The organism is Pseudoroseomonas cervicalis (assembly GCF_030818485.1).
Taxonomy (GTDB): domain Bacteria; phylum Pseudomonadota; class Alphaproteobacteria; order Acetobacterales; family Acetobacteraceae; genus Pseudoroseomonas; species Pseudoroseomonas cervicalis_A.
In genome coordinates this window covers 1,501,724-1,528,233 of sequence record NZ_JAUTAJ010000004.1, presented here as the reverse complement: position 1 = coordinate 1,528,233, position 26,510 = coordinate 1,501,724, and the positions used below count along the sequence as shown (strand labels likewise).

The 26,510-nt window shown below is 72.0% G+C and carries 20 protein-coding genes and 1 pseudogene; 10 read left to right on the top strand and 11 right to left on the bottom strand.

Features of this window, described 5'->3' with window-relative positions; all coding sequences use genetic code 11:
- Positions 1–11: 11 nt before the first annotated feature.
- Positions 12–3,194 carry an efflux RND transporter permease subunit gene (locus QE401_RS10950; protein WP_307138234.1) on the bottom strand — a complete coding sequence of 1,061 codons (3,183 nt, stop codon included), beginning with the start codon at positions 3,192–3,194 and terminating at the stop codon, positions 12–14.
- A 4-nt stretch (positions 3,195–3,198) separates the two neighbouring features.
- Positions 3,199–4,443, bottom strand: coding sequence for an efflux RND transporter periplasmic adaptor subunit (locus QE401_RS10945; protein WP_307138233.1), 1,245 nt, complete (start codon positions 4,441–4,443; stop codon positions 3,199–3,201).
- Positions 4,444–4,544: 101 nt separating this feature from the next.
- On the opposite strand from QE401_RS10945, the gene QE401_RS10940 reads away from it, so the two are divergent.
- From QE401_RS10940 to QE401_RS10930, 3 genes are read left to right on the top strand one after another with little or no spacing between them, the layout of a single operon-like run.
- Positions 4,545–5,192 (top strand): TetR family transcriptional regulator, encoded by a 648-nt coding sequence (locus QE401_RS10940; protein WP_307138232.1) that lies wholly within the window; start codon positions 4,545–4,547, stop codon positions 5,190–5,192.
- A 41-nt stretch (positions 5,193–5,233) separates the two neighbouring features.
- Complete coding sequence (locus QE401_RS10935) at positions 5,234–5,464, top strand: hypothetical protein (protein ID WP_307138231.1); 231 nt, start codon at positions 5,234–5,236, stop codon at positions 5,462–5,464.
- 59 nt (positions 5,465–5,523) lie between these two features.
- Positions 5,524–6,924 (top strand): TolC family outer membrane protein, encoded by a 1,401-nt coding sequence (locus tag QE401_RS10930; protein ID WP_307138230.1) that lies wholly within the window; start codon positions 5,524–5,526, stop codon positions 6,922–6,924.
- A gap of 75 nt (positions 6,925–6,999) precedes the next feature.
- Here QE401_RS10930 and QE401_RS10925 read toward each other — a convergent pair whose 3' ends face one another.
- Complete coding sequence (locus QE401_RS10925) at positions 7,000–8,328, bottom strand: hypothetical protein (RefSeq protein ID WP_307138229.1); 1,329 nt, start codon at positions 8,326–8,328, stop codon at positions 7,000–7,002.
- An 84-nt stretch (positions 8,329–8,412) separates the two neighbouring features.
- Entirely contained in the window at positions 8,413–9,522 is a 1,110-nt protein-coding gene (locus tag QE401_RS10920) for an FAD-dependent oxidoreductase (RefSeq protein ID WP_475638101.1), read from the bottom strand.
- A 140-nt stretch (positions 9,523–9,662) separates the two neighbouring features.
- Here QE401_RS10920 and QE401_RS10915 point away from each other — a divergent pair, with 140 nt between their 5' ends.
- Positions 9,663–11,483 (top strand): ABC-F family ATP-binding cassette domain-containing protein, encoded by a 1,821-nt coding sequence (locus tag QE401_RS10915; RefSeq protein ID WP_307138227.1) that lies wholly within the window; start codon positions 9,663–9,665, stop codon positions 11,481–11,483.
- 57 nt (positions 11,484–11,540) lie between these two features.
- Here QE401_RS10915 and QE401_RS10910 read toward each other — a convergent pair whose 3' ends face one another.
- On the bottom strand, positions 11,541–13,031 hold the full coding sequence (locus QE401_RS10910) for a sensor histidine kinase (protein WP_307138226.1): 1,491 nt from the start codon (positions 13,029–13,031) through the stop codon (positions 11,541–11,543).
- A gap of 283 nt (positions 13,032–13,314) precedes the next feature.
- Here QE401_RS10910 and greB point away from each other — a divergent pair, with 283 nt between their 5' ends.
- Together greB and QE401_RS10900 are read left to right on the top strand one after the other, a co-directional pair.
- Positions 13,315–13,839 (top strand): transcription elongation factor GreB, encoded by a 525-nt coding sequence (greB, locus tag QE401_RS10905; protein ID WP_307138225.1) that lies wholly within the window; start codon positions 13,315–13,317, stop codon positions 13,837–13,839.
- Between the two features lie 146 nt (positions 13,840–13,985).
- Positions 13,986–14,861: a DMT family transporter gene (locus tag QE401_RS10900; protein WP_307138224.1), complete on the top strand. Its 876-nt coding sequence runs from the start codon at positions 13,986–13,988 to the stop codon at positions 14,859–14,861.
- A 34-nt stretch (positions 14,862–14,895) separates the two neighbouring features.
- Here the strand turns inward: QE401_RS10900 and QE401_RS10895 are convergent, their stop codons facing one another.
- From QE401_RS10895 to QE401_RS10875, 5 genes are all read right to left on the bottom strand, one after another.
- A complete protein-coding gene (locus QE401_RS10895) occupies positions 14,896–16,170 on the bottom strand; it encodes a M20/M25/M40 family metallo-hydrolase (RefSeq protein ID WP_307138223.1) in 1,275 nt (424 codons plus the stop codon).
- 86 nt (positions 16,171–16,256) lie between these two features.
- On the bottom strand, positions 16,257–17,087 hold the full coding sequence (locus QE401_RS10890) for an aspartate dehydrogenase (protein WP_307138222.1): 831 nt from the start codon (positions 17,085–17,087) through the stop codon (positions 16,257–16,259).
- Between the two features lie 476 nt (positions 17,088–17,563).
- The gene (clpA, locus tag QE401_RS10885) at positions 17,564–19,936 is read right to left on the bottom strand and encodes an ATP-dependent Clp protease ATP-binding subunit ClpA (RefSeq protein WP_307138221.1); all 2,373 of its coding nucleotides are present in this window, start codon (positions 19,934–19,936) and stop codon (positions 17,564–17,566) included.
- Between the two features lie 167 nt (positions 19,937–20,103).
- Positions 20,104–20,475: an ATP-dependent Clp protease adapter ClpS gene (clpS, locus tag QE401_RS10880; protein WP_307138220.1), complete on the bottom strand. Its 372-nt coding sequence runs from the start codon at positions 20,473–20,475 to the stop codon at positions 20,104–20,106.
- 420 nt (positions 20,476–20,895) lie between these two features.
- Entirely contained in the window at positions 20,896–21,546 is a 651-nt protein-coding gene (locus QE401_RS10875; protein ID WP_307138219.1) for a phasin family protein, read from the bottom strand.
- Between the two features lie 412 nt (positions 21,547–21,958).
- On the opposite strand from QE401_RS10875, the gene QE401_RS10870 reads away from it, so the two are divergent.
- The 3 genes from QE401_RS10870 to budA all read left to right on the top strand — a co-directional run bounded on the left by QE401_RS10870 (position 21,959) and on the right by budA (position 24,762).
- Positions 21,959–23,167 (top strand): D-alanyl-D-alanine carboxypeptidase family protein, encoded by a 1,209-nt coding sequence (locus QE401_RS10870; RefSeq protein WP_307138218.1) that lies wholly within the window; start codon positions 21,959–21,961, stop codon positions 23,165–23,167.
- A gap of 150 nt (positions 23,168–23,317) precedes the next feature.
- On the top strand, positions 23,318–23,935 hold the full coding sequence (locus tag QE401_RS10865) for an EF-hand domain-containing protein (RefSeq protein ID WP_307138217.1): 618 nt from the start codon (positions 23,318–23,320) through the stop codon (positions 23,933–23,935).
- 122 nt (positions 23,936–24,057) lie between these two features.
- Positions 24,058–24,762, top strand: a complete 705-nt coding sequence (budA, locus tag QE401_RS10860; RefSeq protein ID WP_307138216.1) for an acetolactate decarboxylase — start codon at positions 24,058–24,060, stop codon at positions 24,760–24,762.
- An 11-nt stretch (positions 24,763–24,773) separates the two neighbouring features.
- Here the strand turns inward: budA and QE401_RS10855 are convergent, their stop codons facing one another.
- Complete coding sequence (locus QE401_RS10855; protein ID WP_307138215.1) at positions 24,774–25,715, bottom strand: AraC family transcriptional regulator; 942 nt, start codon at positions 25,713–25,715, stop codon at positions 24,774–24,776.
- A 68-nt stretch (positions 25,716–25,783) separates the two neighbouring features.
- Here QE401_RS10855 and QE401_RS22975 point away from each other — a divergent pair.
- Positions 25,784–26,510 (top strand): annotated as a pseudogene (locus QE401_RS22975) (SDR family oxidoreductase).

The window sequence follows — 26,510 nt, the reverse complement described above, 5'->3', positions numbered from 1 at the left end:
GGCGGGGGCCGTCAGTGATGGCCCTTGCCCTGGCCGGGGGCCGCGGCCGGCGCCCCGTCATGCGCGTGCTGGCCGCGGCCGAAGCGGCGATGCGTCGCCTCGCGCATCCGCTGGAACACGACATAGAGCATCGGGATCATGAAGATGCCGATGGTCGACGCCGCGATCATCCCGGCGAAGACCGGGGTGGACACGGCGCGCCGCGCCAGCATCGAGGCGCCGCTCGCCCAGACCAGCGGCACCAGGCCGAGGATGAAGGCGATCGAGGTCATCATCACCGCGCGGAAGCGCAGCTTGGCGCCCTGCGCCGCCGCCTCGACGATGTCGTGCCCGGCCTCGCGCTGCTCCTTGGCGAATTCCACGATCAGGATGCCGTTCTTGGCGGCGAGCGCGATCAGCACGATGAGGCCGATCTGCGCGTAGAGATCCATCGACATGCCGGCGATGAACAGCGCCCCGATGGCGCCGAGCACGCCGACGATCACCGAGAGCAGCACCGGGATCGGGATCACCCAGCTCTCATACAGGGCGACCAGGAACAGGAAGGCGAACAGCACGGCCAGCGCCAGGATGGCGCCGGTCTGGCCGGCGGCCCGCTGCTCCTGGAAGGAGGTGCCGGTCCATTCGAAGGTGTAGCCATTGGGCAGGGTGTCGCGCGACAGCTGCGCCATGGCGTCCAGCGCCGCGCCCGAGGAGACGCCCGGGCGGGGCGAGCCGCTGATCGTGATCGAGCGGTAGTTGTTGTAGCGGGTGATGACCTGGGGCCCGACCACGGTGCGCTCCGAGGCGATGGAGCGCAGCGGCACCATGGCGCCGCGGCTGTTGCGGATCTCGATCTTCCACAGCGCCGAGGTGTCGCGGCGATCCGCCGCCTCGCCCTGGATCAGCACCTGCCAGGTGCGGCCATAGAGGTTGAAGTTGTTGATGAAGCTGGAGCCCAGCGTCGCCTGCAGCGCCGAGAAGACATCGGTCATCGACAGGCCGAGCGCCTGCGCCTTGTCGCGGTCGATATCGAGATAGACCGAGGGAGCGCGGGCGCTGAAGGTCGAGAAGACCTGGGTCAGGGCCGGGTTCTGGTTGGCGGCGCCGAGCAGCGCGCCCAGCACGCCGCCCATCGCCGCCGGGTCGGCGCCCTCCAGGCTCTCCAGCTGGTATTCGAAGCCGCCGCCGGTCGACAGGCCGATGATCGGCGGCAGGTTGATCGGGATGATCTGCGCGCCGCGGATCTGCTGGCTCTCGCCGAAGATGCGGCCGATCAGCGCGTTGACATTGTCGGCCGGCCCGGTGCGCTCGCTGAACGGCTTCAGCTGCACGAACATGGTGGCCGCGTTGGAGGCGGCGCCGCCATCGAGCAGCGAGAAGCCGATGATGCCGATGGCGTCGCGCACCTGCGGCATCCCCTTCAGCTGTTCCTCGAACTGCGCCACCACCTCGCTGGTGCGCGAGACCGAGGCGCCGTCCGGCAGCTGGAAGGCGACGATGAAGGCGCCCTGGTCCTCGGAGGGGAGGAAGCCCGAGGGGATGCGGCTGGCCACGGTGAAGGCGCCGAAGCCGAAGACGCCAACCAGCAGGATCGAGACGATCGACAGCCGCAGCAGGCGGCGCACCACGGCGGCATAGCCGTCGCGCACATTGTCGATGCGCCGCATCACCCAGGCCATGATGCCCTTCTTCGGCCCGCTATGCCGCAGGAACACGGCGCAGAGGGCGGGGGAGAGGGTCAGCGCGTTGATCGCCGAGATCACCATGGCGGTGCTGATGGTCACCGCGAACTGGCGGAACAGCTCGCCCGACAGGCCGGGGATGAAGCCGATCGGGACGAAGACCGACAGCAGCACCAGGGTAATGGCGATGATCGGGGCGGTGATCTGCGCCATGGCCTTTTTGGTGGCCTGGGCGGGGGTGAGCTCCGGCTCCTCCTCCATCACGCGCTCGACATTCTCCACCACCACGATGGCGTCGTCGACGACGATGCCGATCGCCAGCACCATGGCCAGCAGCGAGACGGTGTTGGCCGAATAGCCCAGCGTCAGCAGCACCGCGAAGGTGCCGATCAGGCTGACCGGCACCGCCACGATCGGGATGAAGGTGGCGCGGATATTGCCGAGGAACAGGAACACCACCACGGCCACCAGCACGAAGGCCTCGATGAGGGTCTTGATGACCTCATGGATGGTGTCGGTGACGAAGATGGTGGTGTCGAAGACCGGGCGGATCGTCATGCCCTCGGGCATGCGGGTGCGCACGCGGGCCAGCGTCGCCTCGATGGCGCTCGCGGTCTGCACCGCATTCGCGCCGGGGGCTAGGTAGATGCCGATGCCGACGCCGTCCTGGCCGTTCAGCCGGGTGCGGGAATCCTGGTTGCGGGCGCCGATCTCGACGCGCGCCACGTCGCGCACGCGCAGCACCGAACCGTCCGGATTGGCGCGCAGCACGATGTTGCCGAACTGCTCGGGGGTGGAGAGGCGCCCCTGGGTCTGCACGTTCAGCTGGGTGCGCTGGTCGGACGGCACCGGCTCGGCGCCGAGCCGCCCGGTCGCCGCCTGCACGTTCTGCGCGCGGATGGCGTTGGCGACGTCGGAGGGGGTGAGGCCGAGGCTGACCAGGCGCTGCGTGTCGAACCAGATCCGCATCGCGTAGTTCTGCTGGCTGAACAGCGTGGCCGAGCCGACGCCGCGGGTGCGCGACAGCTCGTCCAGGATGTTCAGCGTGGCGTAGTTGGTCAGGTAGAGCGGATCATAGCCGCGCGACGGGTCGTCGGCGTAGAGGAACAGCACCTGCAGGATCGAGGAGGAGCGCTTCTCCACCCGGATGCCCTGGGCCTGCACCTCGGAGGGCATCAGCGCCATCGCCGCCTGGACGCGGTTGTTGACGTTGACGGTGTTGATGTCCGGGTTGGTGCCGAGCTCGAAGCTGACGACCAGCGAGTAGCTGCCGTCATTGCCGCTGTTGCTCTTCATGTAGATGGACTGGTCGACGCCCACGATCTGGGCCTCGAGCGGCTGTGCGACGGCCGCTTCCACCACCTGGGCCGAGGCGCCCGGATAGGTCGCGCTGACCTGCACCTGCGGCGGCACGATGTCGGGGAACTGGGAGACCGGGATGCGCGTCAGCGACAAGGCGCCGGCGATCGTCATCACGATGGCGATGACGATGGCGAGCCTTGGCCGGTCGACGAAAATGGCGGAGAGCAAAGGCTCAGCCTCCCTGGTTCTGCGGCGCGCCGCCGCCCTGGCCACCGCCCTGGCCGCCGCCGCCCTGGCCGCCGCCGCCCTGGCCGCCGCCGCCCTGGCCCCCGCTGCCCTGGCCATTGGCCGGGGCATTGGCCGGCGCCGGGCTGACCGGCTGGCCGGGCCGGACGCGCTGCAGGCCGTCGACGATGACGCTCTCGCCCTCGCGCAGGCCCTCGCGGATCACCGCCAGTTCCGGCGTGGACTGCGCGTCCATCCGCACGGTGCGGCGCTCCGCCTTGTTCTCGGCGGCGACGACATAGACGAAATCGCCGCGGGCATCGGTCATCACCGCGGCGCGCGGCACGGTCAGCATCTGCACCGGCTGCACCGCCTCGACCACCACATTGACGATCTGGTTGGCGGTCAGCTCGCGATAGCCGCCGGCGGTGACCGGGTTCGGGATGGTGCCGCGCAGCAGCACGCTGTCGGTGTCGCGGCCGACATCGATGTCGACGAAATTCACCTGGCCCACCGGGCTGTACATCCGCCCGCCCGGCAGCCGCAGCCGCAGCTGCACCGCGTTCAGCCCGCCGCGCTCGGCATAGCGGGCGCGCACCTCGGTCAGGGTACGCATCGGCACGGTGAAGCTGACATACATCGGGTCCTGGCTGACGATGGTCGCCAGGGCGCCGGAGGAGGGGGTGACCACATTGCCCTCGGTCACCGAGGCGCGGCCGATGCGCCCCGCGATCGGCGCGCGGATCTCGGTGTAGTCGAGATTGATCTGCGCCTGGCGCTGCTGCGCCTGGGCGGAGAGCAGCTGCGCCTGGGTGCTGCGCTGGTTGGCCAGCGCCGTGTCCACGGTGGAGCGCTGGCCGGCCACCGTGTTCAGCAGCGCCTGGGCGCGGGAGAGGGTGATGTTGGCGTTCTGCAGCTGCGCCTCGGACTCGGCCACGCTGGCGCGGGCGATCTGCAGCTGCGCCTCGAAGGGCCCGCGCTCCAGGCGGAACAGCAGGTCGCCCTGCTTCACCTCGGTGCCTTCCTCGAATTCCCGCTTCTCCAGGAAGGCGGTCACGCGCGGCATCAGGTCGACGCGCTGCACCGCATCGACCCGGCCGATGAACTCATTGGTTTCCGTGACGGGGCGGCGCGCCACCGGGGCCACGCCGACAGCGGGCGGCCCACCGCCCCCGGGCATCTGCGCCAGCGCAGGGCCGGCAAGCAGGAACAGGCCAAGTGCGGCCATCCCGCGACGGGGCAGGAGCTGCATGAAACCTCCAGGAAGAGCCGAGCCGCGGGCTCGCAGTGGCTTGTAAAGATACCTTCGCGTATGTATATAAAAGGCAGCTGAAGGAACTGCAAGGTCGGAGTATGGCGCGCCGCACAAAACAGGAAGCCGACGAAACCCGCGAGGCGCTGCTCGATGCCGCCGAGCAGGTCTTCCTGGAGCGTGGCGTTGCGCGTGCCTCCCTCGATGAAGTGGCCCGTGTCGCGGGTTGCACCAGGGGTGCGGTGCATTGGCATTTTCGTGACAAGCTTGGGCTGTTCCTGGCCCTCGATGAGCGGCTGCTGCTGCTGCAGGACGAGCTCTGCGGTGCCCTCGGCCGCGAGCCCGAGGGGCCGGTGCTGCCCGCCATGGCCGAGGCGATCTGCGACTCGCTCTGCCGGCTGGAGCAGGATGAGCGCCGCGCCCGGCTGCTGACCATCATGCTGGAACGCTGCGAATACGTGGCCGACATGGCGCCGGCGCTGGAGCGCCGCCTGCAGGCCGATGCCAAGATGCGCCTGCGCGTCGAGGAGCGCTTCCGCCTGGCCGCCGAGCGCGGCGAGCTCGGCGCCTGCTGGACGCCGGAGCGCGCGACGCTCTTCCTCAAGGCGCTGATCAGCGGCTTCATCCATATGTGGGTTGCCGGCGTCGCCGATTTCCGCTTCTCCGACGAGGTCTGCGCCGCGGTCCGCGGCTTCCTGCAGGCCTGCGCCGTCGCGCCCGTGGCGGCCCCATCCCCTGTGTGCACCTGATCGGCGTGCGCTTGATTTCGCTCTTGATGGAGAGATCCGCGATGCGGTTGTCGACCCGTTGGGCAGGCTTCGCCCTGCTGCCGCTGCTGGCCGCCTGCGCCGGTGGCGCCGATGCCGGACGCTCCGACCTGCCGCCCGGCAGCACCCTGCAGACCATCCGCGGCATTCCCGATGCCGGCGACACGCTGCGCCCCGAACCCGGCAATATCTGGGCGGATGGGCTGACCCCCTCGGCCCCGGATGCGGCGGCCGCGGCGCGCCCGCCGCGGTGACGCGGCCCGCCTTCCTGCCTTCCTTCCTCCTCGCCCCTTCTCCTCGAAAGACACGGTCGATGATTCCGAAGCGGATTCGTCTCGCCCTCCTGGCCGCCACCGCGCTGGCGCCGACGATGCTTGCCCCCGGCCAGGGCCTGGCGCAGACGCTGCAGGAGGCGCTGTCGCAGGCCTATGCCAACAACCCGACGCTGCAGACGGCGCGCGCCCAGCTGCGGGTGGTGGATGAGAATGTGCCGCAGGCGCTGGCCGGCTGGCGGCCGAGCGTGACGGTGGCCGGCAATGCCGGCTATGTGCAGGGCACGACGCGCAATCGCGGCATCTACAGCGATGCCGACCGCGCCACCGCCGGCGCCCAGGCGACGCTGACCCAGCCGATCTACAGCGGCGGCCGCACCGTGGCGGCGACGCAGCGGGCCGAGAACCAGGTGCTGGCGCAGCGCGCCCGGCTGCTGGCGGCGGAGCAGCAGGTGCTCTCCGACACGGTCGCCGCCTATGTCGCGGTGATCCGCGACCAGGAGACGCTGCGGCTGAACGTGAACAATGTGCAGGTGCTGCAGCGCCAGCTGGATGCGACCAATGAGCGCTTCCGGGTGGGCGAGATCACCCGCACCGATGTGGCGCAGGCGGAGAGCCGGCTGGCCGGGGCGCGCGCCTCGCGCGCCAGCGCCGAGGGCAATCTGCAGACCAGCCGCGCCACCTTCCAGCGCGTGGTGGGCCTCGCCCCCGAGCGGCTCTCGGCGCCGCAGCCGCTGAGCGCGGCGGTGGCCAATGGGCGCGAGGCGGCGGAGCTGGCCATCCGCAACAACCCGCAGGTGGTGGCGGCGCTGTTCGACGAGGCGGCGGCGCGCGACGCGGTGGATGTGCAGATGTCGGCGCTGCTGCCGCAGGTCAGTGTGCAGGCGCAGGCCTTCCGCTCCGACAACAGCCAGCAGCCGCATGTCCGCTCGACCGGCGAGCAGATCACCGCGAATTTGTCGGTGCCGATCTACCAGGGCGGGTCGGAGCATGCGGCGGTGCGCCAGGCGCGGCAGGATGCGCAGCGCTACCGGCAGATCGTCGACGACCAGCGGCGGCAATCGATGCAGCAGGCGACCCAGGCCTGGGAGACGCTGCAATCGGCGCGCGCCCAGGTGGAGAGCGTGCGCTCGCAGATCCGCGCCGCCGAGATCGCCCTCGATGGCGTGCAGCGCGAGGCGGTGGTGGGCAGCCGCACCACGCTCGACGTGCTGAATGCCGAGCAGGAGCTGCTGAACGCGCGCGTCAGCCTGGTGCAGGCGCTCTCCAACGTGGTCACCGCCAGCTACAACCTGGCCGGCGCGGTCGGCCGCCTCACCGCGCGCGACCTGGCCCTCCCCGTCGCCCAGTACGACATGGAGGCCTATTACCGCACCGTGCGGAACCGCTGGTTCGGCACCGGCGATCTCTACCGCGACGAGCGCGCCGAGGCGGCGCGCTGACGCCCCGGCCCCGCGCGGGCCGGATCGCGCCGGGCAGGGCTCTCCCCGCCCGGCTTTTTCATGCGCCGCCGCGGCTCAGCCCGAGGGGTCCTCGACGCGCAGCAGCGGCGGGCTGACGCGCATCGCCCACATCTGCCGCCGCCCGCCGCGCTCCGCATCGAAGCTGGAGAAGAAGCAGCGGCGCTGCAGCAGCAGCTCGGCCACCCCCTCCTGCGCGGTGACCGACAGGGCCAGCACGCCGCCCGGCCGCTCCTCCACCGGGAGGCGCCGCGGCCCCTCCGGCGTGAGGCTGTAGGCGGCCAGCTTGCGGGCGCCGCCCTGGTTGCCGGCCGGTGGCGGGTCGGCGCGGAATTCCAGCGCCAGCCGCGCCTCGCCCTGGCGGCCCGGTTGCTGCAGCCGCATCAGCACCAGCGGGCCGAGCGAGGCGGCGCCGCCCAGCAGCACCGCCTCGCTGCTGCTGTATTGCGCCTCCCACCCCTCGGCCAGCTTCTGGCGCACGCTCTGCAGCGGCCCGGCCAGGAAGCGCTCCAGCCGCGCCGCATCCACCCGCTCCAGCGAATCGCGCAGCTGGAGGAGCGTGCCCAGCGCCTGGCGCGGGGCCAGGGCGGAGCGCGCGACGTCGCCCAGCAGCAGGTCGGCCTGCGCCATCTCCCCGGCATAGAGCAGCCGGCGCGCCTCCAGCAGCAGGAAGGCCGGGCAATGGCTGAAGGCCAGATAGGCGCCGGTGGCGGCCGCCTGGGCGGTGGCCGGCTCGCCGCGCGCCAGCCGGTCCAGCAGCCGCTCCAGCCGGCCGGGGCGGCGCAGATGCTCGGCCAGTGCGTGCGGCGCGTCGGCGCAGAGGAACAGGTTGCGCCAGCCCGCCTCGTGGAAGCGCCGGGCATTCTGGATGTCGAGCACATCCTGGTCGCCGAACAGCAGCAGGTAGCGCTGCGGGTCGCCCTCCAGCCGTGCCTCGGGCCGCGGCAGGGCCGGGGCGGCGGCGTCGACCCAGTCCAGCGGCCGCGCCACGCCGCGGCCGAAGCGGGCGGTGTCGATGCCGATCGAGGGGGAGAGGGCCACCACCAGCGCCTGCGGCAGCGCCTCGGCCAGCAGCAGCGCGCCATAGCCGCCCATGCCGGCGCCGATCAGCGCGACGTGCTCATAGGGGCGGGCGGTGGCGGCATCGCGCAGCGCCGCCAGCAGCGCGTCCCAGCCCTCGGCGGCATTGTACCAGCTGCGCTGCCGGTCCCGCACCCACACCACATCGCCGCCCGGCCGGGGCAGCAGGCCGCGCCATTCCGGCGCCTCGGCCGTGGCGGGCTGCGCGCCGGAAAGCGCGATGATCAGATGGCTGGACTCGGCCGCGGTGTGGAACTCGGCCTCATAGGCGCCGAAGGCATGCGGACCGGACAGGGCTTCGGGCAAGCGGGCCTCCAGACAGGCGGGGCGGGGCACCGCCTGCTCTAGCCGATCCGGCGCCGCGCTTCACCCCCGCGCGTGCCCCCGGGCTCAGGCCGGGGCCGGGGCGCCCGCCAGCTCCGCCACATGCGCGGCGATGGCCAGCGAGGCGGTGAGGCCGGGGGATTCGATGCCGAACAGGTTGATCAGCCCGGCCTGGCCATGCACCGCCGGCCCCTGCACCAGGAAATCCTGCGCCGCCTGGCCGGGGGGCACGATCTTCGGGCGGATGCCGGAATAGCCGGGCTGCAGCGCGCCCTCCGGCAGGCCGGGCCAGTAGCGGCGGATGGCGGCGTAGAAACCCTCGCCGCGGCGCGGATCGACCTCGTATTCGATGCGCTCCACCCATTCCACATCGGGGCCGAAGCGCGCCTGGCCGCCGAGATCGATGGTCAGATGCGTCCCCAGGCCGCCCGGCACCGGCACCGGATAGATCAGCCGCGAGAAGGGGGAGCGCCCGGCCAGGGTGAAGTAATTGCCCTTGGCGTAGTAGGTCGGCGGCACATGGGTGGCGGGCATGCCCGCGAGCGACGCGGCCAGGTGCTGCGCGTGCAGCCCGGCGGCGTTGACCAGCAGGCGGCAGCGCAGCGCCATCGGCTCGGCCCCGCCCACCTCCAGCTCGGCGCCGCCCTCGGGCAGCAGCCGGCCGCGCGCCACCGGGCTGTGGAAGGCGAAGAGCGCCCCGGCATTCTCCGCATCGCCCTGCAGCGCCAGCATATAGGCATGGCTGTCGATGATGCCGGTGGAGGGGGAGAGCAGGGCGGCGGTGCAGGACAGCGCCGGCTCCAGCGCCTGCGCCTCGGCGGCCGAGAGCAGGGTCAGGTCCGGCACGCCATTGGCGGCGGCGCGGGCCTGGATGGAGGCCAGCTTCTCGGCCTCCGCCGCATCGGTCGCCACGATCAGCTTGCCGCAGCGGGCATGCGGCACGCCCTGGCCAGCGCAATATTCGTAGAGGCGGTGCTTGCCCTCGACGCAGAGCCGCGCCATCAGGCTGCCCTTGGGGTAGTAGATGCCGGCATGGATCACCTCGCTGTTGCGCGAGGAGGTCTCGGTGCCGATGCCCTCGGCGGCTTCCAGCACCAGCACCTCGCGCCCGGCCAGCGCCAGGGCGCGTGCCACCGCGAGCCCGACCACGCCGGCGCCCACCACGATGCAATCCACCTCGTCCAAGGCCCGTTCCCCTTCTTGCTTGTGCGATTCTGGTAGCGTGGCGGGGCCGGCGGGGCCAGCCCCCCGGCGCCGTGCCGCCCCCCGGCTTTCTCCGCTTGACGGGAGGCGGCCGGGCCATCAGGCAGCCTGTCATGGCCGCACCTCCGCTTCTGCTCCTTCAGGATATCCGCCTGGGCTTCGGCACCACGCCGCTGCTCTCCGGCGCCACCCTCTCGGTCGCGCCGGGGGAACGCGTCGCGCTGATCGGCCGCAACGGCTCGGGCAAGTCGACCCTGCTGAAGATCGCCGCCGGGCTGGTGCAGGCCGATGGCGGCAGCCGCTTCGTCCAGCCCGGCGCCACGCTGCGCTATCTGGAGCAGGAGCCGGACCTTTCCGCCTATGCCAATGTGCTGGCCTATGTGCAGGCGGGGCTCGCCCCCGGCGACGACGAGTACCGCGCGCATTACCTGCTGGAGCAGCTCGGCCTGACCGGGGAGGAGCTGCCGCAGAACCTCTCGGGCGGCGAGGGGCGGCGCGCGGCGCTGGCGCGGGCGCTGGCGCCCAGCCCGGACATCCTGCTGCTGGACGAGCCCACCAACCATCTGGACCTGCCGGCCATCGAATGGCTGGAGCAGGAGGTGGGCGCCATGCGCTCCGCCCTGGTGCTGATCAGCCATGACCGCCGCTTCCTGGAGAGCATGACGCGCGAGATGGTCTGGCTCGACCGCGGCGTGACCCGCCGCCTCTCGCGCGGCTTCGCCCATTTCGAGACCTGGCGGGACGAGGTGCTGGAGCTGGAGGAGAAGGAGGCGCACAAGCTCGACCGGCAGATCGCCCGCGAAGAGGATTGGATGCGCTACGGCGTCACCGCCCGGCGCAAGCGCAATGTCCGCCGCGTGGCGGAACTCGCCGGGCTGCGCCAGCAGCGCCGCGAGCGCCGCGCCGCCCAGGGCGGCGTGAAGATGGCGGTGGCGGAGGGGGAGGGCTCCGGCTCCCTGGTGATCGCCGCCGAGGGCATTTCCAAGCTCTATGGCGAGCGGCCGGTCGTGCGCGACTTCTCGACCCGCATCCTGCGCGGCGACCGGGTCGGCATCGTGGGCCCCAATGGCGCCGGCAAGACCACGCTGCTGTCGATGCTGACCGGCGTGCTGGCCCCCGATGCGGGGCAGGTGAAGCTCGGCACCAATCTGCAGATGATCACGCTGGACCAGCGGCGCGAGGCGCTGGACCCGGCCATGACGGTGGCCGAGACGCTGACAGGCAAGCGCGGCGACCAGGTCTGGGTGAATGGCCAGCCGCGCCATGTGGTGGGCTACATGAAGGATTTCCTGTTCCTGCCGGAGCAGGCGCGCAGCCCGGTCTCGGCGCTGTCGGGCGGCGAGCGGGGGCGGCTGCTGCTGGCGCGTGCCTTCGCCATGCCCTCCAACCTGCTGGTGCTGGACGAGCCGACCAACGATCTCGACCTCGAGACGCTGGACCTGCTGCAGGAGCAGATCGCCGAATATGCCGGCACGGTCATCGTGGTCAGCCATGATCGCGACTTCCTCGACCGGGTGGCGACCAATGTCATCGCCTGGGAGGGCGAGGGGCGCTGGCAGGATTATGCCGGCGGCTATTCCGACATGGTGGCGCAGCGCGGCCATGGCGTGCGGGCCCGCGCCGACGCCACGCCGGACGCCCCCGCGAAACCCGCGGCCCCGAAGCCCGCCGCCGCCGCACCGATGGCGGCGGCCCGGAAAAAAATGTCGTTCAAGGACCAGCATGAGCTGGAGACGCTGCCGGCGCGCATGCGCAAGCTGGAGGCCGAGATCGGCAAGCTGAAGGAAATCCTGGCCGATCCGGGGCTGTATGCGCGCGACCGCGCCCGCTTCGACAAGGCGACGGAGCTGCTGGTGAAGGCCGAGACCGGCCTGGCCGAGGCTGAGGAGCGCTGGCTGGAGCTGGAGATGCTGCGCGAGGAGGCCGGCGGCTAGGCGCCGCGGGCCATCCCCTCAGCCTGTCCCTTCAGGCCGCCCGCTCAGGCGGCCCCTTCAGGCAGCCTGGGGCGGTGCGGCGGGCAGGGCGGGGCTGGCGGGGAAGCGCATCTCGCAATGCAGCCCGTCCGGCCCGAAGAACAGCCGCACCTGCGCGCCGGGGCCGAGATCATGCGCCAGGCCGCGCTCCAGGAAGCGCAGGCCGAAGCCGCGATGCAGCGGCGGCCCGGCGAGCGGCGGGCCGCCCTGCTCCTGCCAGCACAGGTGCAGCAGCCCGTCGCCGCCGCGTTCCCAGCGCAGCCGGACCAGCCCGCCGGCGGAGAGCGCGCCATGCCGCGCCGCATTGCCGGCCAGCTCGGTCAGCGCGATGACCAGGGATTGCGCCTGCAGCGGCCGCAGCAGGGTGGGCTCCTCGCCCTCGACGCAGAGCCGCCCGCCCTCCCGCCAGGGGGAGAGCGCGGCCTGCACCACCGCCGGCAGGGTGGCGCAGGACCAGCCCACCGCGGCCAGCAGCTCATGCGAGCGCGACAGCGCGCCGAGGCGCGCGCTGAAATCGGCGGCGAAGCGCTGCGGGTCCAGCGCCGCGCCGCGCAGCGTCTGCGCCGCCAGCGACTGCACCGTGGCCAGGGTGTTCTTCACCCGGTGGTTCAGCTCGCCCACGATCTCCTCCCGCCAGGCGGCCAGGGCCAGGCGTTCGGACACATCCATCAGCGCCAGGCAGAGATCGGGCCGCAGCCGCGCGCCCTGTACCGGCTCGATCGCCACATGGTAGCAGCGCGGCTCGCCGCCCGGGCCGGGCAGGGTGATGTCCTGGCCGGGCAGGGGCTGGCCCTGCGCCAGCGCCTCCCGCAGCAGCGGCTGCAGGCGCGGCGCCAGCTCCGGCAGCAGCTCGGCCAGGGCCAGGCCCTCGCACTCCTCCGGCGGCCGCCCGGTCAGCAGGGCGAAGCGGGTGTTCAGCGTCTCGACCCGCAGCCGGTCGTCCAGCACGGCCAGGCCGATCGGCGCGGCGCCGCAGACGGCGCGCATGCGGGCCTTGGCATCGGCGGCGGCGGCGGCCTGGGCGCGGGCATCGCGCAGCGCGCCCCGCAGCACCTGGCCGAGCAGCAGCCCGCCGGCCAGCGCCGCCGCCAGCGCCACCGCGACGCTGACCCGCAGCCTTTCCTGTTCCTGCCGGTGCAGCGTGGCGATCTGGCCCAGGATGCCGCTCTCCAGCGCGCGCACCGGCTCGCGCAGCGGCGGGTCGGCCAGCATCAGCGCCGCCAGCACCGCCTCGTAATGCTGTTCCAGCTCCGGCTCCTGCCGCGCCAGCCGGGCCAGCATCAGATGGCTGTCGGCCCAGGCCTCGCCGAAGCCCTCGCCGGGGGCGGAGAGCAGCGTGGCGGTGGCGCCGAGGGCATTCTGCATTCGATGGATGCGGCTGGCCGCCGCATCGCTGCCGACCATCCGGTGGGCCAGCAGCAGCAGCGCGAAAGCCAGGATCGACACGGCCAGGAAACCCTGCAGCCAGTGCAGCTGGCGCCGGGCATGGCGGGCGGCCGGTGTGGTCATGGCCATCCCCCCGCGCGCCCCTTTCGGCGATCTGGTCGAGAGGCGCCCGGCCGGGCCCTGCGGCCTGGTGGCGACGCTTCCTCCCTCTGCCCGGCTGTCCCGTGGCTGTTCGCCGCGGGACACGGGCCGCTTCTGCGGTCCGGCTCGGCTGCTCGCTGCATGCGTTCAGTGAAGCGGAGTTTTGCACTTCATGGGAGAGAAAAAGCGGGGGCCTCGCGATATTGCGGTGGTGGGCGCCGGCGGCTAACCCGCCAGGCTGTGCCGCAACCGCCGGGAACCCGCCATGGCCGAGGATGACGACGAGGATGAGGGCCCGCCCGGCCTGCCGCCCGGCACGCCCTTCTACATGACGCCCGCCGGCCAGGCGGCGCTGCAGGAGGAGCTGCGCAGCCTGTGGAACGAGGAGCGGCCGAAGGTGGTCGAGATCGTCTCCTGGGCGGCGAGCCTCGGCGACCGCAGCGAGAATGCCGACTACCAGTATGGCAAGCGCCGGCTGCGCGAGATCGACCGCCGGGTGCGCTTCCTGCGCAAGCGGCTGGAGCGGGTGCAGGTGGTGGACCCGGCGGCGCAGACGAGGCGCGACCAGGTCTTTTTCGGCGCCAGCGTGACCTATGCGCGGGAGGATGACAGCGAGGTCAGCGTGACCATCGTCGGCGTCGACGAGGCGGATGCCGATCGCGGCCGCATCTCCTGGGTCTCGCCGGTGGCGCGGGCGCTGCTGAAGGCGCGTGTGGGCGATCTGGTGCGCATCCGCACCCCGGCGGGGCCGGAGGAGGTGGAGGTGCTGGCGATCACCTATCCGGAATAAGCGGCGAAACCGCGCGCCGCGCCCCCCGGCCCCCCTGGCGGGGCGCGGCGGAACGGCCCATCCTGTCGCCACTGAAACGTCCCGGATTGCGCATGTCGCAGCATGTTCTTCGCCCGCCCTCTGCCCAGGGAGGGTGGCAGGCCCGAATGGGCGCCCGCTGGCGCGGCCTGTCGCCGACGCTGCGCGGCATGGTCTGGATGCTGCTCTCCGGCCTGTTCTTCAGCGTGCTGAACGCCATCATGAGCGTGATGACGCGGGAGCTGCCCTCCTTCCAGTCGCAATTCCTGCGCTACGGCTTCGGCTTCCTGGTGATGGTGCCGCTGCTGCTGCGCACCGGGCCGCGCGCCTATGCGCCGAACGGGCTGTCGGGGCAGCTCTGGCGCGGCGTGGTTCACACGGCCGGGCTGCTGCTGTGGTTCCTGGCCCTGCCGCATATCCCGCTGGCCGATGTCACGGCGCTGGGCTTCACCGGCCCGATCTTCATCATGATCGGCGCGGTGATCTTCCTGAAGGAGCAGGTGCCGCTGCGCCGCTGGATCGCCGCCGGCATCGGCATCCTGGGTGTCGCCATCGTGCTGGGGCCGAAGCTGTCCGGCGGCGGCGGCGCCTGGACGCTGGTGATGCTGGCCTCCTCGCCGCTGTTTGCCGCCTCCTTCCTGATCACCAAGGCGCTGACCCGGCGCGACCGGCCGGAGGTGATCGTGATGTGGCAATCCATCACCATCTCCCTCTTCACCCTGCCTTTCGCCCTGGCGGTCTGGGTCTGGCCGAGCCCGGTGCAGCTGGCCTGGTTCGTGCTGGCCGGGCTGCTCGGCACCTTGGGCCATTGGTGCCTGACCGAGGCCTTCCGCCTGGCCGATGTCTCCGCCACCCAGCCCGTGAAATTCCTCGACCTCGCCTGGGCCTCGGTCTTCGGCTTCATGCTGTTCGGCGATGTGCCGGGCTGGGCGACGCTGGCCGGCGCCGTGGTGATCTTCGGCTCGGCCAGCTGGATGGCCCGCGAGGAGGCCCGCAGGAAATAGGGGCCGGGCGGAGGCGCCCCGGCCCCGATCGGCCTCAGTTGCTGGCCATGCCGGAGAGCATCAGCACCACGCCGAGCGCGGTCGCCATGCCCTTGACGCTGGCGCCCTGCTCGACATCCACCCATTCCTCCAGGCTGTGGGCGCGGTCGCCGCTGCCGCCGGTGCCCACCGTCACCGCCGGGATGCCCAGGCTGATCGGGATGTTGCTGTCGGTGGAGGAGGCGGCGAGCTTCGGCGCAAAGCCCTGCGCCGCGATCATGCCGAGCGCCGCGCGGGTGATGCGCGACTCCGCCGGCGTGACGCCGGCCGGGCGGTCGCCGATCAGCTTGACCTCGACGCGGATCGGGCCATTGCGGGTGTCGCGTGCCGCATTCTCATCGGCCGCCGCCTGCGGCAGCACCGCCAGGAAACGCTCCTCCAGCGCCGCCAGCGCCTCGGCCGAGGCGGAGCGCAGATCGGCCTCCATCCACATTTCTTCCGGGATGGCGTTGATCGAGGTGCCGCCGCCGATGCGGCCGATGGAGAAGGTGGTCTTCGGGCTGGCGGGCACGCGGATGCGGCCCAGATCATCCATGGCGCGCGCCAGGGCGAAGGCCGGGTTCACCAGGCCGAAGGCGCCGAAGCTGTGGCCGCCCGGGCCGCGGAAGGTGATGCGGTAGCGCTTGCTGCCGACCGCGGCATGCACCAGCCGCGCCGTCTCCAGCCCGTCCAGCGCGACGAAGCCGGCGACGCGGTCGCGCCAGCGGTTGCGGCCGAAAAAGGCCTTCACCCCGCGCAGATCGCCCGCCCCTTCCTCGCCCACCGAGCCCAGGAAGAGCAGCCCGGCGCGGGTGCGGATATTCGCGGCGTCCAGCGCGCGGGACAGTGCCAGCAGCAGCGCCAGGCCGCGCGTGTCATCGCCCACGCCAGGGGCGCGCAGGATGGTGCCCTCGCGCTTCACCGTCACATCGGTGCCGGCCGGGAAGACGGTGTCGAGATGCGAGCAGAGCACGATCACCCCCGCCTCGGGGTCGGTGCCGGGGCGGTAGGCGGTGACATTGCCCTCGGCATCGATCTCCACCTCCTGCAGCCCCTGGGCGCGCAGCTTCTCGGCATAGGCCGCGGCGCGCACCGCCTCGCCGAAGGGGGGGGAGGGGATCTCGGTCAGCGCGATCAGCTCGGCCACGAAATTCTCGTGGTCGGCATCCAGCGCGGCGGCGGCGCGCTGGAAGGCCGGGCTGGCGAGCAGGGCGCGCGCCTCCTCGGTGGCATCGCCGCCCTCGGTGGCCGCCAGGGTGGCGCGCAGAAGGGGCAGGGCATCGTCGGGCATGGCAGGCACCTCTGGTCTCGAAAGGGCCGCGACGTTCCCCCCGCGCGCCCCCCGGGTCAAGCGGGCGGGGGCCGGCCGGGCCGCCCTCAGGTGCCGACGCGCAGCGGCGCCGCCAGCTTGCGCAGGCAGGCGATGACCGAGAGCGCGGTGATCCGCCCGGTCTTGGGGTTCTCGCTCGGCACGCCCTCGATGCTCATGCTGAAGCGGGCCGAATCCGCCTCCACCGCGATGCTGTGGATGTTGCGGGTGAGCTCGGGCTCGGCCCAGATCTCCACCATGGTGCGGTCCGGCCCGATGCCGGCCAGCGACAGGGCGGCGGCGACATTGACATTGGCCGGGAAGCCGAGCGCCGCCTGGCGCGCGCTGCCCTGGAAGATGCGCGTGGCCTCGGCGATGCCGGCGAGGTCGATGCCGTTCTGCGCCAGATAGGGGGCGCCGAGCAGCCCCTTCACCGGCTTGCGGGTGACCAGCCGCACCGAATGGATTTCTCCCTGTGCCGCGGCGGACACGGCATCGAGGCCGAGCAGCGCGCCGCTGGGGATGATGATCTGCCCGCCATGCTGGCGCGCCAGCTCCACCAGCGCCTCCTGCTCCAGCAGCGCGCCGGCGCTGAGCACCAAGGCGCGCTTGCCGGCGGCCAGGAAGGGGCGGGCGATCTCGGCCAGCAGGGCGGCGGGTGCCGCCTCCACCACCAGATCGGCCAGGCCTTCCAGCTCGGCGATGTCGACCACCGGCACCGGGTAGCGCAGCCCGGCCACGCTGCGCGCGGCGCGCGGCTTGTCGCGCGCGGCGATGGCGGTCAGCTCATAGCCGGGCAGGCCTTCGTCCAGCGCCTGGGCGACACGGGTGCCGACGGCACCGTAGCCGGCGATGGCCACCCGCAGCGGGCGCGGGCGGATCTGGGTCATGGCGTTCATGCGGGTCCTCTCCGGCGCGGAACAGAGCGCGCGGGGCGGGGGCTGGCAAGGGCCGAAGCGGCGGGAAGGGGGAGGGGACTCCAGGCGGGGGGATGGGGGGACCATCCCCGCCGCCTGGAACTGGGGGGCCACGCCAGGGACAGCGGGCCAAGCGCCACCCTTGCCGCATCTGGGGGGATCGGCGGGCAGCGTTAAGGTCACGCTAGTGGTCCCTCGCCGCTTTGCCAAGCGACCGCTGGTTGCGGCAGGTCGTAACGGTTTCGCAGAAGGGGATCACGTTTTTGTGGGATCAGGCCCGGCCCGTATCCCGACGGCGCCGCGGCGCGGCCGGCAGGCGGAAGAATGCGGCCAGCCCCCCCCCTGGCCGATCCTGCTTGTGGGCCGGGCGCCCGGCAAGCCGGCGCCCGCGCATGAAAAAGCCCGGGGCGGCGAACCGCCCCGGGCTGATCCGGGTCTCCCGCGCGGGGCGAAGGGCCTCAGCCCGCCGCCTCCGGCGCGTGGTGGCTTTCGCCATCGCCATCCGGGCCGTTGCCATCCTCGGGCTTCGGCAGGGCGGGGATGGCGGCCTCGATATACTCGAAGGTCAGCGCGTCGTCCTTCATCCCCACCTTGACCGCGCCACCCTTGGCCAGCTTGCCGAAGAGCAGTTCCTCGGCCAGCGGCTTCTTGATGTACTCCTGGATGACGCGGGCCAGCGGCCGCGCGCCATACAGGCGGTCATAGCCCTTCTCGGCCAGCCACTCCTTGGCGGCCGAGGACAGCTCGATGGTGACGTTGCGGTCGGCGAGCTGCGCCTCCAGCTGCATCACGAACTTCTCGACCACGCTGCCGACGATCTCCGGCGTCAGATTGCCGAAGGGCACGATGGCGTCGAGGCGGTTGCGGAATTCCGGGGTGAACAGGCGCTTCACCGCCTCCTCATCCTCGCCCTTCCGCTCCTCGCGGCCGAAGCCGATGCCGGATTTGGCCATGTCGGCGGCGCCCGCATTGGTCGTCATGATCAGGATGACGTTGCGGAAATCCACCGTCTTGCCGTTGTGGTCGGTCAGCTTCCCGTGGTCCATCACCTGCAGCAGGATGTTGTACAGGTCCTGATGGGCCTTCTCGATCTCGTCCAGCAGCAGCACGGCGTGCGGATGCTGGTCGATGCTGTCGGTCAGCAGCCCGCCCTGGTCGAAGCCGACATAGCCCGGCGGTGCGCCGATCAGCCGGGAGATGCTGTGCCGCTCCATGTATTCCGACATGTCGAAGCGGACCAGCTCGATGCCCAGCGTCTTGGCGAGCTGCTTGGCGACCTCAGTCTTGCCCACACCGGTGGGGCCACTGAACAGGTAGTTGCCGATCGGCTTCTCGGGGTCGCGCAGCCCGGCGCGGGACAGCTTGATCGCCGCCGACAGGGCATCGATCGCCTGGTCCTGGCCGAACACCATCGCCTTCAGATCGCGCTCCAGATTGCGCAGCGTCTCCTTGTCGTCGGAGGACACGCTCTTGGGCGGGATGCGGGCGATCTTGGCGACGATATCCTCGACATCCTTCAGGGTGACGGTCTTCTTCCGCTTCCCCTCGGGCTGCAGCATGCGCGACGCGCCGACCTCGTCGATGACGTCGATCGCCTTGTCCGGCAGCTTGCGGTCATGGATGTACTTGGCCGAGAGCTCGACGGCGGCGCGGATCGCCTCCGGCGTGTACTTGACCTTGTGGTGCTTCTCGTAATTGGCCTTCAGCCCGGTCAGGATCTTCACCGCATCCTCGACCGACGGCTCATTGACGTCGATCTTCTGGAAGCGCCGGACGAGGGCCCGGTCCTTCTCGAAATAGGAGCGGTATTCCTTGTAGGTGGTCGAGCCGATGCAGCGCAGCGTGCCCTGGGCGAGCGCCGGCTTCAGCAGGTTCGAGGCGTCCATCGCGCCGCCCGAGGTGGCGCCGGCGCCGATCACCGTATGGATCTCGTCGATGAACAGGATCGAGCCGGGCTGCTGCTCCAGCTCGTTCACCACGGCCTTCAGCCGCTCCTCGAAATCGCCGCGGTAGCGGGTGCCGGCCAGCAGGCTGCCCATGTCGAGCGCGTAGATCGTCGACTTGGCCAGCACCTCCGGCACATCACCCTCGATGATGCGCTTGGCCAGCCCTTCGGCGATCGCGGTCTTGCCCACGCCAGGGTCGCCCACATAGAGCGGATTGTTCTTGGTGCGGCGGCAGAGGATCTGGATGGTCCGCTCGATCTCGCTGTCGCGGCCGATGAGCGGGTCGATCTTGCCCTGCTGCGCCTTCTTGTTGAGGTTGACGCAGTAGTTGGACAGCGCGTCCTGGCCGCGCCGGCCACCCTGCGGCTTCTCCTCCTTCTCGCCCGGCTCCTCGGCCCCAGGGCCGGAGGTCGGCGGCGCGCCCTGCACGGGGCGGCTGGCGCTGCGGCCGGGCGCCTTGGCGATGCCGTGGCTGATGAAGTTCACCGCGTCCAGCCGCGTCATGTCCTGCAGCTGCAGGAAATAGACGGCATGGCTCTCGCGCTCGCTGAACAGGGCCACCAGCACATTGGCGCCGGTGACCTCGTCGCGGCCGGAGGACTGGACATGGATGGCGGCGCGCTGGACGACGCGCTGGAACCCCGCGGTCGGCTTCGGGTCGCCGGAGCGCTCGGTGACCAGCCCGGCCAGGTCCTTGTCCAGGAACTCGGCCAGGTCGCGCTTCAGCTTCTCCTGGTCGACCCCGCAGGCGCGCAGCACGGTGGCGGCGTCGGTGTCATCGACCAGGGCGAGGAGGAGGTGCTCCAGCGTGGCATACTCATGGCGACGTTCATTGGCCAAGGCCAGCGCGCGGTGGAGCGTCTGCTCGAGATTGCGGGACAGCATGAGTGAACGCTCCCCTTCCAGAGACGGTGCCGGGGGGTTTGCGGGTCCGGCACCGAAAGAGACTGGGTCTTGCGACCCGGAATGACCGTTATGTGGTTCCGCTTCCCTGAGACGGCGAGACCCAGTCTAAGTTTCAGCAGGTTACACAGAGATGAGTGCGCCCCGCATCATTCCTTTTCGATGGTACATTGCAGCGGGTGCTGGTTCTGCCGGGCGAGGTCCATCACCTGGGTCACCTTGGTCTCCGCCACCTCATAGGTATAGACGCCGCAGACACCCACGCCGCGGCGATGGACATGCAGCATGATGCGGGTCGCCTCCTCCCGGTTCTTCTGGAAGAAGCGCTCCAGCACATGGACGACGAACTCCATCGGCGTGTAGTCGTCGTTCAGCATCAGCACCTTGTACATGGCCGGCTTGCGCGTGCGCGGGCGCGTCTTGACGACGACGCCGGTCGCGGCGCCATCGCCATTCTGGCCGTTGCCATCCTGGCCGGAATTGCCGGGATCCTGGTCGGGGCGCTTGTCCTGGTCGGTCATGGCTGCGTCGCCGGCTGGCCGGTGTTGGTCTGCAACAGAAAGCATTCCCACTCCTGGAGCGCACAGGCCAGGCGCCAGCCGCCCATCCCGCCACTCCTTCGATGGCCCAGGATATCGGACTGGCGGGGCCAAGGTGAAGGGGCGCGACGCCAAAGCAATGGAAATAGGCGGGGAGGGTCGGTCATGCGCTGTGCGCGTGGCTTGTCGCCAGCCATGCCGCATGAGCGGGGGGAAGGGGAGGGTCGGGTGCCGGGCCGGGCCCGGAGGGGCCGGCGGAGCGGGCCAGGGGAGGCGGCGACTCCGCGGTGGCGGGCGAGAGGCCCTGCCAAGGGTCCGGGCGGGGGCCCGGCTCAGGCGCGCCGGCCGGGGCCGGTGCGGGTCGGCCGGCGGCGCCATGCGGGCACCGCCGGCCGGTCGGTCTCAGACCATCGCCGTCGGGCGGGCCAGCTTCTCCATCGCCAGCGTCATGCGCGCGGCGATCGGGGCGGAGGACTGCTCGGCCAGCTTGAAGGCGGCCTCGTTCAGCCGGGTCGCCTCGCTGATCGACTTCTCCAGCTGCGCCTTGGCGAAGCTGGACTGCAGCTCGGCGGCTTCCTTCAGGCTCTTCACGGTGGCCAGCGCCTTGGCATTGGCCACGGCCTGCTCGTTCAGCGCCTGCATCACGGCGAAGGCCTGCTTGCTCAGGTCCTGCAGGCCGCTGACATAGGTCTGCGTCGCCTTGGTCAGGGCCTCGATATTGCCGCGGCCGAACTCCACGGCCTCCTCGGTGGCCTTGTAGAAGCCTTCCGCGGTGCGGGTCGCCTGGTCCATGCTCTTCTCCATCGCCGTGCGGGTCTCAGCCACGCTGGTGTCGATCGTCTTGTTCGCCAGTTGCGCGGCGTCGGGCACGGAGGCCAGCGCCGCCTTCGCGGTGGTTTCCGCAGGGGCGGCCAGCTTGGCCGCCGCCTCGCCCACCGCGATCGCCGCGGTCTCCATCGAGGCCGTGGCCGCGGCCACGATCTTCTCGGCCGCGGGCTTCTCCACGACGGGCTTCGCCGGGGTCAGCTTGGTCACTTTCGGCTCACTCGCCATCAGCTCCTCCTCGGTCTCGCGCGCGCCCCGATGGGTCTCAGCCGGGGCACAGCTCCGGGGCAGTTCCGCCGCAGCGCCGGCGACAGGGGTGGCGCGGGCCTTCTGCCCGGCTCCGCCCGTCTTGGTGCGGTGCAGCATAGGGACGATATGGCAATGAACACTTCGCCTGTCCAGCGAAATTTTGCGGTGCAACATGACGCTTTCAGGAATGTGTTTGCGGTCTCGGCCCGGCGCCTGCCGGGCTGCGCGCCGCCCCTCCGCCAGGCCATGCCACCACGTTTGAAGGCTGTGGCTTAAGCCCTTGTTGAAAGGCGATGTTCTCTCTCGGTTCCGGATGACATTCCGTTCCGGCTCCCCTTATGATGCGCATGGCCTCGCTGGGGGGTGAGGCCACCGTATCCTGGGGGGTTGGATGCAATTCGCGCGTGCGCTTCGGCGGCTGGGTCTCCTGGCCGCCACGACGGTCCTGTTCAACCTGCCGGGCCTGGCCCAGGCGCAGATCGGCAGTGCCCGCTACGCCTCGGTGGTGATGGAGCCGGGCACCGGCAACATCCTGTTCGGCGCCAATGCCGACGCGCCGCGCCACCCCGCCTCGCTGACCAAGATGATGACCCTCTATATGGTCTTCGACGCGCTGCGCGCCGGCCGGCTGGAACTCGACCAGCGGCTGGAGATGACCGAGACCGCCGCCAGCCGCCCGCCCTCCAAGCTCGGCCTGCCGCCCGGCCGCACCATCACGGTGGAGAACGCGATCTACGCGCTGGTCACCAAATCGGCCAATGACGTCGCCTCCCTGCTCGGCGAGACGCTGGGCGGCGGCAGCGAGGCGCGCTTCGCCCAGATGATGACGCTGCGCGCCCGCGCCATGGGCATGACCGGCACCACCTTCCGCAACGCCTCCGGCCTGCCGGATGTCGAGCAGATCACCACGGCGCATGACATGGCCACCCTCGGCCGCCGCCTGCTGCACGACTTCCCCGACCGCTACCATTATTTCGGCACCCGCACCCACCGCATGGGCAGCATCGCGCTGCGCAACCACAACCGCATGCTCGACGAGTATGAGGGGGTGGACGGCATCAAGACCGGCTACATCAACGATTCCGGCTTCAACATCGTCAGCAGCGCGCGGCGCGGCAATGTGCGGCTGGTGGTGGCGGTGTTCGGCGGCTCCTCCTGGGTGGAGCGCGACCGCCACGCCGCCGCGCTGCTGGAGCGCGGCTTCTCGCAGATGGGGGTGGGTGACTCTCCCTCCCGCGGGCTGATGGCCAGCGCCGCGCCGGGTGCCGTCGCCGCGACCGCCCTGGCCGCCGGCGGCGCCGCCGCCACGGTGCGCCGGGTGCGCGGCCCGGGGCTGGTGGCGCGCGCCGCCGCCGCGACCCCGCCGCGCCGCGCCACCGCCGCCGCCACCCGCCCGGCCAGCCGCAACCTGGCCGCCCAGGCGCCGGCCACCCCGGCGCGCCGCCAGGCCGCCGCCGCCACGGCGCCGCGCCGCGCCGGCACCCGCACGGTGATGGAGCAGGGCGATGGCGGCAGCCGCGTGCGCGCCGCCGCGCCGCGCGCCACCGCCCGCGCCACGCCGCGCCAGCCGGCCCGGCCGGACCAGCGCCCGCAGCGCTGAGCCGCCCGGCCGGCCTGTTTCGGCCGCGCCGGCGGGCGTCACACTTCCTCACCCTCCCGCCGGGGTGGCGCAACGCCGTTGTTACAAGCGCCCCCCATCTCTTCCTCAGGCGGCCCGGTCCGGCCGTACCCCTTCGAGGAGGAGCCTCACATGAACCGTTTCCTTGGCATCGGCCTGCTCGGCGCCGCGCTCGCCACCGCCACCCTGCCGGCGCTGGCCCAGCCCGCGCCGCCGCCGCCCCAGGCCGGCCAGCCGGGGCAGCCGGGCCAGCCCGGCCGCCATCACGGCCCCTCCCGCCTGTTCGAGATGGTCGACACCGATCGCGACGGCCGCATCACCGAGACCGAGGCGCTGAACGCCCTGCAGGCGCGCTTCGCCGAGGCTGACGCCAATCGCGATGGCGGCCTGACCCTGCAGGAGGTGAAGGACTTCCTGCGCAGCCAGGCCGAGGCGCGCCGCCCCGCCGGCAGCGAGCGCCGCGAGGTGCCCGAACGTGTCCGCCAGCGCATGGAGCAGCGCGTCGACGCCATGTTCCGCGCCGCCGATGCCGATCGCGATGGCCGCGTGACGATGGACGAGGCGCGGGTGGTGATGCTGGCGCTGTTCCGCTCGGCCGACCGCAACAATGACGGGGTGCTGGAGGCCAGCGAGCTGCGCGGCCAGGGCCCGCGCCATCATCGCCGCGGCCCGGGCGGCGAGGGCGGCCCGCGCGGCGGCCAGACCCCGGCGCCGGCCCCGGCGCCCGAGGCCCCGGCCACCCCGCGCTGAGGCCGGCCCAGGCTCCATGACAGGAGGCCCGGCGGAGAAATCCGCCGGGCCTTCGCTTTTTCCGCCGCGCCGCGGTTGCGCCGGGCCGCCGGCTGGGCTGCCCTGGCGGCGGAGGATCCACCATGCACCGCACCGCCTACCTGTCCGCCCCCGTCAACGCCCTGCTGGACGGGCTGTATGAGGGCACCGCCACGGTGGCGGAGATCCTGGCGCAGGGCGATCTCGGCCTCGGCACCTTCGAGGAGCTGGATGGCGAGATGGTGGTGCTGGAGGGCCGCGCCTGGCAGGTGGACAACACCGGCACGGCGCGCGAGGTGCCCGGCACCGCCCGCACCCCCTTCGCCTGCGTCGCCCCCTACCGCCCCGACACGATCGACGAGGCGGAGCCGGGCAGCCTCATCGAGGCGGCGGTGGAGGGGCTGATCCCGTCGCCCAACATGCTCTACGCCATCCGCATCGACGGGGTGTTCGAAGGCCTGCGGGTGCGCAGCGTGCCGCGGCAGGAGGCCTATACGCCGCTGGTCGAGGTGGCGAAGCAGCAGGCCACTTTCGACTTCGCCGAGGCGGAGGGCACGCTCTGCGGCTTCTGGACGCCCGCCTTCCTGCACACGGTGGCGGTGCCGGGCTGCCATCTGCATTTCCTCGACGGCGCGCGGCAGCGCGGCGGGCATCTGCTGTCGGGCCGCATCCGCGCGGGGCGGATCGGGCTGATGCATCTGCCGCGCCTGACCATGGCGCTGCCGATGACGCTCGACTTCCTGACCGCCGGCCTTGGCCGCGACAGCGCGGCGGAGCTCGGGGTGATCGAGAAGGACCGGGAGGGGTAGGGCGCCCCGCCTCAGCGCGCCGCCTCAGCCGGGAGAGCGCCGCGCCGCGGCGTATGGCCCAGCCGGCGGCTGAAGGCATGGCCGAAGGCGCTGGGCGAGGCATAGCCGACCCGCGCCGCGATCTCCGACACCGGCAGCCCGCCCTGGTCCAGCAGGCGGCGGGCCAGCAGCATGCGCCATTGCGCCAGGTAGTCCAGCGGCGGCCGGCCGACCTTGCGGGTGAACAGCGCGGCGAAGGCCGAGCGCGACATGCCGGTCCGCGCCGCCAGCTCGCCCACCGTCCAGGGATGGGCGAGGTCGCCATGCAGCAGGCGCAGCGCCGCGGCGATGCGGCGGTCGCGCAGCGCGCCGACCCAGCCGGGCAGGGCCTCGCCGAGGCCTGCGATATGGGCGCGGATCGCCTCCACCAGCAGGATCTCGGCCAGCCGGTCGCGCACCAGGGCACCGCCGGGCCGGGCCTCCTCCTGCGCCGCCTCGGCCTCCAGCAGGCGCAGGATGTGGGTCACCGAGGCGGCGGCGGGGTCCTGGCGGGGCAGGTGCAGGAAGCGCGGCAGCGCCTCCAGCAGGAAGCCCGCGGCGCCGGCGGCGAAGGCGATGCCGCCGCCGATGGCCACACTCTCCGCCCCGCCCAGCCGGGCCACGCTCTGGCCGTTCGCATAGAGCGGCGCACCCTCCGCCGGCGTGAGTTCCGGATGGCTGGCCACGCTGTAGGCGATGTCGCCGAGCAGGAAGGTGTCGCCCTCCGCCAGCGCCAGGGGCGGCTGGCCCTCCACCCGGATCCAGCAGGCGCCGCGCAGCTGGGCCACGAATTTCAGCCGCGCCCGGGCGGGGAAGGACAGCGCCCAGTCGCCCGCCGCCTCCAGCCGCGTGTGGCGGGCGCTGCGGGCGCCGAGCGCCGCCAGCACCTCGGAGAGCGGATCGCCGGCGGATCCGGACGGATGCGACAGAACCATGGCGGATCGAGCATGGATCATCCAGCACCCGGTGAATAGCTGTTCCCCATCGCAGGAGGAGCATCGCCATGGAGAAGACCGTCATCATCACCGGCGCGGGCAGCGGCATCGGCCGGGCCTGCGCGCTGCTGCTGGCCGCGCAGGGCTGCGCCCTGGTGCTGGGCGGGCGGCGCGAGGCGCCGCTGGCGGCGCTGGCGGAAGAGATCGCGGCCGCGGGCGGCCGCGCCGCCTGGCGGGCGACCGATGTCACCCGCCTGGCCGAGCTGGAGGCGCTGGTCGCGCTGGCGGTGGCGCGTTTCGGCCGGGTGGATGTGCTGGTGAACAATGCCGGCATCGGCCCGATCTCGCGCTTCGACGCGCTCAGGGTCGCGGATTGGGACGCGATGATCGACGTCAATCTCCGCGGCGCGCTGCATGGCATCGCCGCGGTGCTGCCGGGCTTCCGGCGGCAGGGCAGCGGCCATGTCGTCAACATCGTCTCGACCGCCGGGCTGCGCATCGTGCCGGGCATGGGCCGTCTACGCCGCCACCAAGAACGCCGTGCGCAGCATCACCGAGGCGCTGCGGCAGGAGGCCGGGCCGCATCTGCGGGTGACCGAGATCTCCCCCGGCATGATCGCCACCGAATTTTCCGAGTCCATGACCGATGCGGCGGCGCGGGCGGCGACCCGGGCGCGGGCGGCGGAGATCGGCATCCCGCCCGAGGCGATCGCGCGCGGCGTGCTGTTCGCCATCGAGCAGCCGGCGGAGGTCGATGTCGGCAGCATCGTCATCCGCCCGACGGCGCAGGACTGA

Coding starts and splice junctions, on each gene's coding strand:
- QE401_RS10945 (WP_307138233.1), bottom strand. CDS start 4,443: ATGCAGCTCCTGCCCCGTCGCGGGATGGCCGCACTTGGCCTGTTCCTG.
- QE401_RS10940 (WP_307138232.1), top strand. CDS start 4,545: ATGGCGCGCCGCACAAAACAGGAAGCCGACGAAACCCGCGAGGCGCTG.
- QE401_RS10935 (WP_307138231.1), top strand. CDS start 5,234: ATGCGGTTGTCGACCCGTTGGGCAGGCTTCGCCCTGCTGCCGCTGCTG.
- QE401_RS10930 (WP_307138230.1), top strand. CDS start 5,524: ATGATTCCGAAGCGGATTCGTCTCGCCCTCCTGGCCGCCACCGCGCTG.
- QE401_RS10915 (WP_307138227.1), top strand. CDS start 9,663: ATGGCCGCACCTCCGCTTCTGCTCCTTCAGGATATCCGCCTGGGCTTC.
- QE401_RS10910 (WP_307138226.1), bottom strand. CDS start 13,031: ATGACCACACCGGCCGCCCGCCATGCCCGGCGCCAGCTGCACTGGCTG.
- greB (WP_307138225.1), top strand. CDS start 13,315: ATGGCCGAGGATGACGACGAGGATGAGGGCCCGCCCGGCCTGCCGCCC.
- QE401_RS10900 (WP_307138224.1), top strand. CDS start 13,986: ATGGGCGCCCGCTGGCGCGGCCTGTCGCCGACGCTGCGCGGCATGGTC.
- QE401_RS10895 (WP_307138223.1), bottom strand. CDS start 16,170: ATGCCCGACGATGCCCTGCCCCTTCTGCGCGCCACCCTGGCGGCCACC.
- QE401_RS10890 (WP_307138222.1), bottom strand. CDS start 17,087: ATGAACGCCATGACCCAGATCCGCCCGCGCCCGCTGCGGGTGGCCATC.
- clpA (WP_307138221.1), bottom strand. CDS start 19,936: ATGCTGTCCCGCAATCTCGAGCAGACGCTCCACCGCGCGCTGGCCTTG.
- clpS (WP_307138220.1), bottom strand. CDS start 20,475: ATGACCGACCAGGACAAGCGCCCCGACCAGGATCCCGGCAATTCCGGC.
- QE401_RS10875 (WP_307138219.1), bottom strand. CDS start 21,546: ATGGCGAGTGAGCCGAAAGTGACCAAGCTGACCCCGGCGAAGCCCGTC.
- QE401_RS10870 (WP_307138218.1), top strand. CDS start 21,959: ATGCAATTCGCGCGTGCGCTTCGGCGGCTGGGTCTCCTGGCCGCCACG.
- QE401_RS10865 (WP_307138217.1), top strand. CDS start 23,318: ATGAACCGTTTCCTTGGCATCGGCCTGCTCGGCGCCGCGCTCGCCACC.
- budA (WP_307138216.1), top strand. CDS start 24,058: ATGCACCGCACCGCCTACCTGTCCGCCCCCGTCAACGCCCTGCTGGAC.
- QE401_RS10855 (WP_307138215.1), bottom strand. CDS start 25,715: ATGGTTCTGTCGCATCCGTCCGGATCCGCCGGCGATCCGCTCTCCGAG.